Annotated in this window: 9 protein-coding genes; 8 read left to right on the plus strand and 1 reads right to left on the minus strand. The window is 63.3% G+C overall.

Annotation, left to right across the window (positions count from 1 at the left end):
* The first annotated feature begins 21 nt into the window (after positions 1-21).
* From I2G43_RS07210 to I2G43_RS07245, 8 genes are all read left to right on the plus strand, one after another.
* Complete coding sequence (locus tag I2G43_RS07210; RefSeq protein ID WP_195535634.1) at positions 22-3,486, plus strand: SNF2-related protein; 3,465 nt, start codon at positions 22-24, stop codon at positions 3,484-3,486.
* Between the two features lie 172 nt (positions 3,487-3,658).
* Entirely contained in the window at positions 3,659-4,021 is a 363-nt protein-coding gene (locus I2G43_RS07215; protein ID WP_195535635.1) for a desulfoferrodoxin family protein, read from the plus strand.
* Between the two features lie 117 nt (positions 4,022-4,138).
* Entirely contained in the window at positions 4,139-6,124 is a 1,986-nt protein-coding gene (locus tag I2G43_RS07220; protein WP_195535636.1) for a hypothetical protein, read from the plus strand.
* A 137-nt stretch (positions 6,125-6,261) separates the two neighbouring features.
* Complete coding sequence (ruvC, locus tag I2G43_RS07225) at positions 6,262-6,783, plus strand: crossover junction endodeoxyribonuclease RuvC (RefSeq protein WP_035137351.1); 522 nt, start codon at positions 6,262-6,264, stop codon at positions 6,781-6,783.
* Positions 6,783-7,403, plus strand: a complete 621-nt coding sequence (gene ruvA, locus I2G43_RS07230; protein ID WP_118448455.1) for a Holliday junction branch migration protein RuvA — start codon at positions 6,783-6,785, stop codon at positions 7,401-7,403. The genes ruvC and ruvA overlap by 1 nt, the downstream gene beginning before the upstream one ends.
* Complete coding sequence (gene ruvB / locus I2G43_RS07235) at positions 7,403-8,470, plus strand: Holliday junction branch migration DNA helicase RuvB (protein ID WP_195535637.1); 1,068 nt, start codon at positions 7,403-7,405, stop codon at positions 8,468-8,470. Before ruvA ends, ruvB begins: the two co-directional genes overlap by 1 nt.
* 144 nt (positions 8,471-8,614) lie before the next feature.
* Positions 8,615-10,282, plus strand: coding sequence for a formate--tetrahydrofolate ligase (locus I2G43_RS07240; RefSeq protein WP_117637339.1), 1,668 nt, complete (start codon positions 8,615-8,617; stop codon positions 10,280-10,282).
* 179 nt (positions 10,283-10,461) lie between these two features.
* Positions 10,462-11,451: a hypothetical protein gene (locus I2G43_RS07245; RefSeq protein ID WP_055250931.1), complete on the plus strand. Its 990-nt coding sequence runs from the start codon at positions 10,462-10,464 to the stop codon at positions 11,449-11,451.
* Positions 11,452-11,463: 12 nt separating this feature from the next.
* On the opposite strand, the gene I2G43_RS07250 is transcribed toward I2G43_RS07245, so the two are convergent.
* The gene (locus I2G43_RS07250) at positions 11,464-12,645 is read right to left on the minus strand and encodes a cation diffusion facilitator family transporter (protein WP_195535638.1); all 1,182 of its coding nucleotides are present in this window, start codon (positions 12,643-12,645) and stop codon (positions 11,464-11,466) included.
* Between the last annotated feature and the right edge of the window lie 42 nt (positions 12,646-12,687).

Here is a 12,687-nt window from a genome sequence, read left to right on the forward strand (position 1 = left end):
CGGGTGAGATTGGAGGAAGTGATGGCGCAGGGGACGTTTGTGCAGGCGCTTCGCAAAGAGGCGGCGTTGAGCGGCACCTTTATGAAGGGGCGTTCGCTCATGCTCAACGGCGCCGTGCTGTCGATCGAGGACAGCGGCTCGCGCTTCTCCAAAAACGTGACGGTTGAGGGCTCGGTGCGCGGCTCGCGCGGCGACCTGTACAAGACGCATGTGGAACTCGATGTGGACGAGCACGAGGTTATCGACTACGACTGCGATTGCCCCGCCGCGTACCGCTACCCTGGCATGTGCAAGCACGCCATCGCCACGGCGCTTGCGTATCTGGACGCAAGCGGCACCGAGCCCGTCGAGGGCCTGCGCACGCCGGTCCGCACGTTTACAGCGGCGCCCAAGCAGCCCGCGCGCCCCGCGTCCGCTGCGCCGGCGGTCAACCCTAACTTCCCTTTCCCGGCGCCAGTTCCCACGAGCCCGAGCCTCATGAAGGCGCTCTCCGATCTTTCGGACGCGCGCATGGATGAGCTGGCGGGCATGCGCCGCAAGCTCGCCTCCGCCGTCGACCCCGATGCCCCCAAGGCGGTGTTGGAGCCCTCGTTGGTGCCATACTACAATCCGCTGTTTGCCGACCGCTTTAGCTGGGCGCTCGAGCTCCGTATCCGCTGCGGCTCGGTGTCCTACGTGGTCAAGGACATCGACGGCATGGCCGACGCCTACGTGCGCGGCGGCACGTTCTCGTACGGCAAGAAGCTCACGTTCCCCCATACGCCCGAGGCCTTTGATGAGGTGTCGGGACGGCTGCTCGACCTTGTTGCGACGACGGTTGCCTATCTTTATGACATCACGAGGTCGCGCTCGGCGTCGTACGACTTTGCGCGCAGCGGCTTTGTCGCCGAGCGCCAACTGCCGCTGTCCGAGCATGACATCGTATACATGCTGGACTTGCTGCGTGGCCGGACCATTTCCTTTGAGCCCGCCTGGTCGCGGGGGACGACGACGCATCGTTCCTACGAGGTGGCGGTTGAGTCGACGCCGGAAGGGGAGGACGGGGCCTCGGCAAAACGTCCGCCGCTCCTTGCCGCCAAGATCGCGCCGGCGGCCGGTGGCAGCTACGACTTGCGCCTGCCCGCCGATGCGTACTGTTTTGCCTCGGGCGACGTCGCCTATCTGGTCGACACGCACCGCGCGCGCCGCGCCGATGCGGCGTTTGCCCAGCATGCCGCACCGTTTCTGTCGCGCCTGCTGCCCTGCCGCACGCCGGTCCATATCGCTGCCGAACAGGTGGGCGAGTTCTGCCGCATGGCGCTGCCCGTGCTGCGCGAATACACCGACCTCACCGCTCCCGCCGTGCTCGACACCGTGGCGCCCGAGCCGAGTTTTGTCATGGCAATCGGCGTCGACGACGGACTTGTGACCTGCAAGATCACGGTTGCCTACGGCGATTGGTCGGCAGACCTCTTTAGCTTGGGCGCTCCGGGAAGTCCCTTCGAAGACCAGCGCCCCGGCGTGCCGCCTCGTGACGTGGTGGCGGAGTTTCGCGTTATGGATACGGCCGCCATGTACTTCGATTTCCTCGAGGGCGGCTTGGCGTTTGAGGAGCGCGACGACGAGAGCCTGTTCTGCCTGCTCACCGAGGGTCTTGCTGCCTTGTCCGAGCTGGGCGAGGTCATGCTCAGCGATCGCCTGTGCCAGATCTCGGTGCGTCCCGCGCCCAAGCTTTCGGTGCGCGCGACCGTCAAGAGCAACCTGCTCGACGTCGAGCTGGGCGCGAGCGGGCTTTCGGCGGCAGACCTTGCCATCTATCTCGACTCGTACAAGCGCCATCAGACGTTTGCGCGCCTGACATCCGGCGACATCGTGCGCCTGGACGAGGGCGCCCGCGCTGCGTTTGGCCTTGCCGAGGACCTGGGCGTCGATGCCGTCGACCTGCTCGACGGCGTGTCGCTTCCCGCATCGAGCACCCTGTTTGTCGATAGCATGCTCGCGCGCACGCCCGCGCTCGAGGCCGATCGCGATGCCGCATTCCGTCGCACCGTCGAGCGCCTGGACACGCTCGGCAAGATGGACTTTACGGTGCCGGCCTCGCTCAAGGCCACGCTTCGTGGCTACCAAGTCGATGGCTACCAGTGGCTCGGCTCGCTCGAGTACCTGGGCCTTGGCGGCATCTTGGCCGACGATATGGGCCTGGGCAAAACGCTGCAGATGATCGCGCATATCCTGGCGCGCGTGGAGGCGGGGGATGCCAAGCCTACGCTCGTGGTGTGCCCCGCGTCGCTCGTGTACAACTGGACTGCCGAGCTGGAGCGCTTTGCGCCTTCGCTCGACGTGTGCGCCATCGTGGGTGCCAAGGCGCAACGCCGCGTGCAGATCGCCGGCGCCGCCGAGCATAACGTGGTCGTGACCTCGTATGATCTCATGCGTCGCGATATCGACGAATATGCCGAGCAGGACTTTGCCCGCGTGGTACTCGATGAGGCCCAGTACATTAAAAACCCGCTCACGCAGGTGGCGCGCGCCGCCAAGCGCCTGCCCGCTGGTGTGCGCTTTGCCCTGACGGGCACGCCTATCGAAAACCGCCTGTCCGAGCTCTGGAGCATCTTCGACTTTTTGATGCCGGGCCTTTTGGGCACGCGCGAGTCGTTTGCCAAGCGCTTTGAGAGCCCCGTCGAGCATGCCGAGGGCGACAGTGCCGCTCGCCTGCAGGCACTCGTGTCGCCGTTTGTGCTGCGCCGCGTCAAAGAAGACGTGGTGGCCGACCTGCCCGAGAAGATCGAGGACACCGTCATGGCGCAGCTCACCGGTGAGCAGCGCAAACTCTATCTGGCCAACCAGGACCGCATCGCCCAGCAGGTGCAGCATCGCGAGGCCAATGAGTTTAAGAAGGACAAGCTCAAGGTGCTCGCCGAGCTCACCAAGCTGCGCCAGATCTGCTGCGACCCGCATCTGCACTACGAGGGCTACAAGGCGGGGAGTGCCAAGCTCGACGCTTGCATGGAGCTCGTGCATGGTGCGCTCGACGGCGGGCACCACATTCTGCTGTTCAGCCAGTTTACGGGCATGCTCGATATCATCGGCAAGCGCCTGGCCAAGGAGGACATCGGCTTTCTTAAGCTCACGGGCGCATCGTCCAAGGAAAGCCGCGCCAAGATGGTCGTGCAGTTCCAAGCGGGCGAGGTGCCGGTCTTTTTGATCTCGCTCAAGGCGGGCGGCGTCGGCCTGAACCTGACGGCCGCCGACGTGGTCATCCACTACGACCCGTGGTGGAACGTGGCGGCGCAAGACCAGGCGACCGACCGCGCGCATCGTATTGGCCAGCAGCACACCGTGACCGTGTACAAACTCATCGCCAAAGACACGATCGAGGAACGCATTATGCAGATGCAGGAATCCAAGCGCGATCTGGTCAACAGCGTACTCGGCGGTGACGGTATCTCCTCGGCGCTGTTTACGCGCGAGGACGTTCTGGCGCTGCTGGGAGGCGACGGGCGCTAGGCTGCGCAGGTGGCGATCGGGACTGCCGAGACGGCTCCAGGTTGCTGGCGCGCCCTGACTCCGGGCGCTTGCCTCGCTCGTTATGTGTTCATTTGCCATGCCGTGGATGGTTCGTTTGCCTTTGGGCATAAGAACCATCGAGAACATTGGCACATCAGCAAAGGAGAACATCATGGCGAAATTCTTTAAGGACCCCGAAGGCAAGCTCATCGCCGCCCTGGGCGACGATGTCGCAACCCCTGCCGGCTGCACGGAGCTGACCGCAAACACCGAGGACGCGGCACACGAGAAGCACGTGCCCGTCGTCGAGAGCGAGCGCGACGGCCACGTGATCCGTGCGCGCGTGGGCTCGGTCGAGCACCCCAGCCTGCCCGAGCACTACATCGAGTGGATTGCACTTGAAGCCGAGGGTCGTCTGGAGGTCCACTACCTCCAGCCCGGCATGAAGCCCGCGACGTTTTTTGCCGGCGGTTCCAAGACCGGTACCGTCTATGCCTATTGCAACCTGCACGGGCTGTGGTCCGCGACGTTCTAGGAGCGCGCCCCCGCTCGGGGTATCATAGCTGGCATATGTACATGCAAGCGCCGACTGCATCTTGCGGCCGGCGCTTTTACTACGATGACGACGGTTTACGATGGAAAGGGCTGAGCCATGAAGCTCGCACTTGCACAGATCGATATGCGCCTGGGTGATATTGAGGGTATCTGCGGCCGCATCGAGGATCAGGCGCGCCTGGCCCACGAGCGCGGTGCGCGTGTGCTGTGCGTGCCGGCTCCGCTCTTTATGGGCGCCCTGCCCGGTGGCCTGGTGGGCGCTGCCGACTTTGAGCACGATATGCTTGCCGGTCTGACCGGCGTTGCCGAGCGCATCCAGGAGCTCGATATGATCTGCATCGTGCCCGCGGCGGTTTCGTTTGAGGGCCAGCCGCTGCTCGACTACATGATGCTCAAGGACAGCCGCGTGGTGCCCGCCCGCGCGAGCATTGCCCTGCAGCGTGGCGAGAACAACGATGCGCGCTGGGCGCCGCCGGTGTTCGACGTGGACGGCGTGCGCATCGCGGTGATTTTCGACCTGGATCGCGAGCTCGAGATGCTGCCGACCGGCGTCGACCTCATTGCTTATTTCCAGTTCAACGCATTCGATATGACCAACCGCGAGACCGCTGCCATTGCAGCCGTGCGCAGTGGCGCTTACCGCAAGATTGCATCCAAGCGCAGCGTGTGGTTTGCCTGTATGGCGCCGGTCGGCGCGTACGACGAGTCGGTGTATACCGGCGGGTCGTTTGTGCTCGATGACTGCGGCCGCGTGGTGGCCCAAGCACCGTGCTTTGAGGAGAGCCTGCTGGTCCAGGAGATTCAGCGCGGCGTGATGCTCGATGCTCTGGAGGACCATGAGCTGCCCGAGTTCCGTTCCGAGGAGTGGCTGTGGCAGGCACTAGTGCTCGCCGTGCGCGACAACGCCCGCGCCCACGGCACGTCGCGCGCCGTGGTGGCGCTCGAGGGCGACCTGCCGTCGTCCCTGCTGGCGGCGCTTGCCGTCGACGCCCTGGGTCCGCGCAATGTGATCGGCCTGGTGCTGGGGCGCAACCGCATCTTTACGCCTGCGCAGGAGGAGGCCGAGGCAGCTCGCTGTGCCGCCGTTCGCGCCATTGCCGAGCGTCTGCATATTCGCACGGTTGAGCGCGATGCGCCGGATGCCGCGCGTGTGCTCGACCGCGACGTGTCGGCGGGAGACGCCGAGCGCCTGCGCTCGCGCACGCTTGGCCTGATGCTGGAGGATACGGCGCTCGAGCTGGGCGCGATGGCGCTGAGCCCGCTGTCCAAAACCGAGTACGCGCTGGCAGCACCCGCTTTGTGCGGCGGCTACCAGGGCGATTACGCGCCCTTTGGCGATGTGTACCTGTCGACGCTCGAGTTTGTGGCGCGCGTGCGCAACCGTACGTCTGCCGTGGTGCCGCAGGAGCTCGTGACGCTCAACGCGGTGGAAGATTGCATGGAGCGCGTGCTGGCGCAGGCGCTTTCGACGCTCAATGGTCCGGTTGACATGCTCGACCGCGCGGCGCAGCTGCTCGGCGGGCTTGAGCCGGGCGAGGTCGATGGCACGCTCGAGTCGCACGTGGACCGCAATCGTCCTTTCGACGACATCCCGATGGCCGCTGGCAAGCCTGAGGCCTGCTCGCTGCTGCTGATGCTCGTTCGACAGGGTGAGGCTGCCCGCCGTATGTTGCCGACGGCGCCGATCGTTTCGTCCCGTTCGTTTGCCGAGCGCTCCTGGCCGTACATGCTCGCGTGGTCCGACCTGGGGCTTAACGGCAAGGAGCGTATGACGGTCGATTCGCTGGCGCGCGCCGAGGTGCGCCGTTTTGCTGACGAGGATACGAGCGAGCGCATGCGAAACGAGATGATGGGCGTGCTGGGTGAGCTACTGGGTATCTCGCCCGAACAGATGGAGGAGCTGCGCTCTGAGGACGGTCAGCGCCGCCTGCACGAGGGTATGAAGAAGTTTGAGGGCGAGGTCCAGGACGCCATCGATAAGATGATGGGCGGCCAGGGTGGCCCGCAGGGTGGACCCCAGGGCACGCCGATGCCGCATCCGCCGGTGGATCCGAGGCAGTTCCCCTTTTTCTCGCAGAACTAACTATGGGATAGGATTCGCTTCCAACCCCGACACTTCAACTAAGCATCTCGGCCCCGTTGTGTTATTCTAGAACAGACGTTCGTGAGTAGTGCGCGGGGCCTTGCCTTGCGCTTGGTAAAAGGCGAGGGGAGGTTGGCTTGGTCATTTTGGGCATCGACCCCGGTTTGGCTCATACGGGTTGGGGGATTATCGAGGAGCGGCGCGGTGAGGTTCGCTGCCGTGCCTACGGTTGTATCGAGACCAGCGCGGGTAGTCCGCTCGCGGTGCGCCTGTCGCATATCGCCCGCGACCTCAAGGGTGTCGTGGAGCGTTATCGACCCGATACCGCTGCCATCGAGAGCATCTACTTTGGCGCCAACGTTCGCTCGGCCATCCCTACGGCGCATGCCCGCGGCGCTGCACTCGTGGCTCTTTCGGAATGCGCACTCGAGATCGGCGAGTACACGCCTATGCAGATCAAGCAGGCCGTGGTGGGCACTGGCGCTGCAGATAAACGGCAGGTCGCCTACATGGTACGCACGCTCACGCAGCTCGATCACGACCCGCATCCCGACCATGCCGCCGATGCCCTGGCCTGTGCCATCTGCCACGTAAACCTCAGCCGCACCCGTGCCCTTACCGGTGGCGAGTTCTATCAACAGAGAGGAACCGGATACTGATGATTTCCCAGCTCCACGGAACGCTTGTCGAGGCCACGATGAGCTCCGCTGTCGTCGACGTGTCGGGCGTTGGCTTTGAACTCGGCATCTCGGGCAGCACTGCGGCCACGTTGCCGACGCCCGGCGGCGAGGTTCGCCTCTACACGCGCATGCAGGTGCGTGAGGACGCCATGACGCTCTTTGGCTTTGCTTCCAAAGACGAGCGCACAATGTTTGACCGGCTCGTGTCCGTGTCGGGTGTCGGTCCGCGCCTGGCGCTTGCCGTACTTTCCACCTATACCGTGGGACAGCTGTATTCCCTGGTGATGGCCGAGGACGACAAGGGCATGGCCAAGGTGCCCGGTGTGGGCAAAAAGACCGCGCAGCGTCTGATCCTGGAGCTCAAGAGCACCTTTGCCAAGGATAAGGGCTTTGTGCCGGTCGACGTGATTCCCGGACAGGTTGCGATGCCCGTGCCCGCTGCCGCTCCCTCGGCGATCGATGATGCCCGTGCGGCACTCCTTTCGATGGGCTTTAGCCCGCAGGAGACCGATGTCGCTCTGAGCGGGTATGATGGGCAGGATATGCGTGTCGAGGATTTGCTCGGCGCGGCGCTTAAGCGACTCGGAATGGATGCGTGATGTGGGAAGCCGATGACTCTCAGGACCTGTGGGCGACGCCCGGCAACTCGCCGGCGGCATTCATGGCGCACGGCGAGCGCATGGTGGGCTCGGAGCTGACGGCCGAGGACCTCGATGTCGATCGCACTTTGCGCCCCCAGCGCCTGGACGATTACTGCGGCCAGGAGCATATCAAGCAGAGCCTGCGCGTGTTGATCGAAGCGGCGCAGAGCCGTGGCGAGACGCTCGACCACGTGATCTTCTCGGGCCCTCCGGGTCTGGGCAAGACCACGCTGGCTACGGTTATCGCCAACGAGCTGGGCGCTCAGATCAAGACCACGAGTGGCCCTGCCATCGCGCGCACGGGTGACCTGGCGGCCATCCTTACTAACTTGCAGCCGGGTGACGTGCTGTTTATCGACGAGATCCACCGTCTCAACCGTTCGGTCGAGGAGGTCCTGTACCCCGCGATGGAGGACTTTGCCCTCGATATCGTGATTGGCAAGGGTCCGGCGGCGCGCTCGATTCGCCTGGATATTCCCAAGTTTACGCTGGTAGCGGCAACGACCCGCTCAGGCATGTTGACCGGCCCGTTGCGCGACCGCTTCGGCATTTCATATCGCCTGGATTACTACACGGTCGAAGAACTCGCGCAGATTGTGACACGCTCGGCGTCCATCTTGGGTGTGACAATAGACCATCCGAGCGCGCTCGAGATCGGCTCACGCTCGCGTGGCACGCCGCGCTTGGCTAACCGTTTGCTCAAGCGCGTGCGCGACTATGCGCAGGTGCGTGGCAACGGTCCCATTGAGCTTGATATTTGCCGTCAGGCGCTCGAGTTCTTCGAGATCGATGAGCTTGGTCTGGACTGGATGGATATTCGCATTTTGGAGACACTCGCTAAGACGTTCTCCGGACGTGCCGTGGGCCTGACAACGCTTGCCAGCGCGGTGGGCGAGGACCCGGGAACGCTCGAGGATGTCTATGAGCCCTATCTGCTGCAGTGCGGCTTGATGATTCGCACGCCCCAGGGCCGCCAGGCAACGCTTCGCACCTTTGAGCACTTGGGGATTGAACCTACCATTTAGGGCGCTTTGTTTTGGCGGGCTGTTAAGCTATCGCTGAGCATTGGATAAACATATCGCCATTCATCGGTTACGGGTGTTTTACTATTGCGCGCCCGTGCTATGCTGAATTGGTCTTTTTCTCATTCGGTAACGAAAGGACCGCCCATGCCTACTGACATCGAAATCGCACGTTCTGTCACGCCGCTGCCTATTACCGAGGTGGCCAAGAACGCCGGCGTCGACGTTAAGCACCTGATTCCGTATGGCTTCGACAAGGCTAAGGTCGACTATTCACTGCTCAACGAGCCGACCGATCACCAGGCCAAGCTCGTCCTCGTGACCGCTATCAACCCAACGCCTGCGGGCGAGGGCAAGACCACCACAACCATCGGTCTGGCCGATGGCCTGCGTCGTCGCGGCGTCAAGAGTGCCGTGGCCCTGCGCGAGCCTTCGCTCGGCCCCGTCTTTGGCGTTAAGGGCGGTGCTGCCGGCGGCGGCTGGGCCCAGGTCATCCCCATGGAGGACATCAACCTGCACTTTACCGGCGACTTCCATGCTATCGGTGCCGCCAACAACCTGCTGGCCGCCATGCTCGACAACCATATCCAGCAGGGCAATCAGCTCGGCATTGACGTTAAGCGCATCACTTGGAAGCGCGTTGTCGACATGAACGACCGCCAGCTGCGTCATGTCATCGACGGCATTGGCGGTAAGGCCCAGGGCGTGCCGCGCGAGGACGGCTTCGATATCACCGTCGCCTCCGAGGTCATGGCAATCCTGTGCCTGTCTACGAGCATTAACGACCTCAAGGAGCGCCTGGGCGAGATCGTCGTCGGCTACAGCTTTGCCGGCGAGCCCGTCCGTGCCCGCGACCTTAAGGCCCAGGGTGCCATGGCCGCGTTGCTTAAGGACGCGCTCAAGCCCAACTTGGTGCAAACGCTCGAGGGCACGCCCGCGTTTGTCCACGGCGGCCCCTTCGCCAACATCGCCCACGGCTGCAACTCTATCATGGCCACGCGTATGGCGATGCGCTTTGGCGATGTCGCCATTACTGAGGCCGGCTTCGGTGCCGATCTGGGTGCCGAGAAGTTCCTCGACATCAAGTGCCGTATGACGGGCGTTCGCCCCAGCGCCGTCGTGGTCGTCGCGACCGCTCGTGCGCTGAAGTACAACGGTGGCGTCGCCAAGGCCGACCTCAACGAGGAGAACCTCGAGGCGCTCAAGGCCGGCATGCCCAACCTGCTGCGTCACGTCGACAACATCCAGAACGTTTATGGTCTGCCCTGCGTGGTCGCCATCAACCGCTTCCCGACGGACACCGAGGCCGAGCTTGCGCTCATCGAGTCCGAGTGCCAGAAGCTCGGCGTCAACGTTAAGCTTTCCGAGGTCTGGGCCAAGGGCGGCGAGGGCGCGCTCGAGCTGGCCGATGAGGTCATGCGTCTGATCGAGCAGCCGAGCGAGCTCAAGTTTGCCTATGAGGACGGCGCCGATGTTGCTGACGCCCTTGAGGCCATTGCCACCAAGGTCTACCGCGCCGACGGCGTTGACTTTACGCCGGCTGCCAAGCGTCAGCTCGCCGAGCTGCGCGAGAACGGCTTTGGCAACCTTCCGGTGTGCGTCGCCAAGACGCAGTACAGCTTTAGCGACAACGCCAAGGCCCTGGGCGCTCCCGAGAACTTCCGCATCACGGTGCGCGAGCTCAAGGTTTCCGCCGGTGCCCACTTTGTGGTCGCATTGACTGGCAGTGTTCTGACCATGCCGGGCTTGCCCAAGGTCCCCGCGGCTGAGAACATCGACGTCGACAGCGACGGCAACATCACCGGCCTGTTCTAAGCCTGTTGCCCCTAGCTGCCTGCCCGCCCCGCCGTGCCCCCAAGGCCCGGCGGGGCTTTTTTATCCTTAGGCCCGCGCATGTCTTGTAGATACCGACGGGCTCTGCCCATCATAGGCTTTTGCGCGGGTAGAATGCATGGATAACTTGATGCTCACGCGCGACGGAAAGGAATCGTTGCATGGATCAGGACAAGACAACCGTGATGGGCGGCTACGGTTCCGCGCAGGCTGGCGATAGCGCCGATGCGACCCGCGTTGTTCCCAACCTCGGTTATACCGACCCCGCCGCGACGCAGCCTTCTGCCGAGCCCACCCGGGTTATGGGCTATGGCGACACGGCGCAGGATTCGTACGCTACATCTTCGCAAGGCCCCTATGGCAACGCAGCTCCGGATCCGTTTGATTACGCGCCGCAGGATTCTTATGCTGCCTCGACGCCGAATCCCTATGACAACCTGCCGCAGAATCCCATTCCGCAGCCTCAGCAGACGACGTATATGCCTCGCACGGCGCAGCCTCGCTACGAGTCGCGCGAGCCGTATCGCGAGTACCCCAAGTCGATTCCGCAATATGGCGAGGACGAGGAGAAGAAGCCGTCGCGTTCGTCGAGCGTGATCAAGAAGATCCTCATCGTGCTGGCGATCTTCTTTGCGCTGTCGGTTGTGTTTGCCATCGTGTCGGGCATGCTTAACAAGCGAGGGAGTTCAACGGCCGATGCCACTGTTGAGCAAACCGAGTCCGCCTCGTCTAGCACCGTCGATCTGAGCGATATCCCGGGGCAGTACTGGTCCAACGCCAAGAAGATCCTCAAGTCGCGCGGCGCCGATCTTTCGAATGCCGTGGTCCTGACTGATGATGGCTCAACGCCCGTCGTCGATGCCAACTGGATCGTTACTTCTGCTTACTATAACGACAGCGGCAACCTCGAAATTCAGCTCACGCACAAGAACAGCTCGGGCAACTCGTCCGGCGGCCAAAGCGGTACCGACAGCTCGAGCTCCAATACGCTGGAGGACTTGAGCAACAAGGCACAGGAGTTGGGAGACAAAGCGCAAGAGCTGGGCGACACGGCGCAGAACCTGGGCGACACCGCGCAGAACTTGGGCGACATGGCGACGGATGCCTGGAACGCACTGCAAAACGGCATCTCGGGCGCGCAGGGAAACTAGCTGTTAAGCGGGCTACAGCTGCTCTGCTGGACGGTCGGGCGAACTAAAGCCCGAGTCAAACGTAACGACGCATGAGACGTTGGGCCGGCGCTCGTGCACGATGCGCGTGACGAGCTCCAGCAGCTCCTCGTCGGATATGTCAAAGCCGTCGGGACGCACCAGGTCAAACGAAACGAACCCGTCGTGCTCGTGCAGGTCGTGGATGGAGAGTGCGGGGTCGATCTGCATGATGCCGCGCTTGACCCAGCCGCGCAAATCATCGCCGGTTGTCGCGATGGGGTCGCAGTGCAGCGTGATACCGATGTCCATCTGCCGTTTGATATCGTGCTCGATGGCGTCCAGGATCTCGTGATGTTCAAACGCATCGCCCTCGCCGGGCATCTCCACGTGGGCGCTGGCAAACTGACGACCGGGGCCGTAGTCGTGCACCATCAGGTCGTGTGTGCCCAAGACCTGCGGATAGGACATGATCTTGTCGCGGATTGCCTGGACGAGCTTGGGGTCGGGCGCTTGTCCCAGCAACGGGCTGATGGCGTCGCGCACTAGACCCATGCCGCTGATGCAGATGAAGATGCCCACACCCAGGCCTGCCCAGCCATCGAGGTCGAAGCCGGTCGTCTGCGAAATAAGCGCCGCCACCAAGACCGAGCCCGAGGTGATGACATCGTTTTTGGAGTCCTGTGCTGTGGCGATGAGCGTCTCCGAGTCGATGCGGTTGCCCAGCGTGCGGTTGAACGCGGCCATCCAGAGCTTAACGAGCATGGACAAGACGAGAGCGGCTAAGGAGAGCACCGAATATGCAGTGGGGGAAGGCTTGATGATCTTAGTGACCGACTCGAGGATCAGGTTGATGCCGACGGCGCAAACCAGGACGGCGACGAACAGACCGGCTAGGTACTCGTAGCGGCCGTGGCCATAGGGGTGGCCTTCGTCTGCCGGGCGGCTGGCAAGGCGGAACCCGAGCAGGCTTACGATGTTGCTCGAGGCATCGGAGAGGTTGTTGAAAGCGTCGGCGATGAGGGAGACGGAGCCGGCGAGCAGGCCCGCGATGCCCTTGGCCAGGCACAGGGTGATGTTGAGGCCAATGCAGACGAGGCTTGCGGAAAAGCCCGCGTTGGTGCGGCAAGATGCATCGACCGGCTCGCTCTCGCTGCCGGGAACAAGCGTATGTACCAGCCGATTTACAAATAGCATAGCGGTCGTCCTCACAATCATGTTTAAGGGGATAGTGTAGCT

Source organism: Collinsella aerofaciens (assembly GCF_015557435.1).
GTDB classification, from domain to species: Bacteria; Actinomycetota; Coriobacteriia; order Coriobacteriales; family Coriobacteriaceae; genus Collinsella; species Collinsella aerofaciens_Z.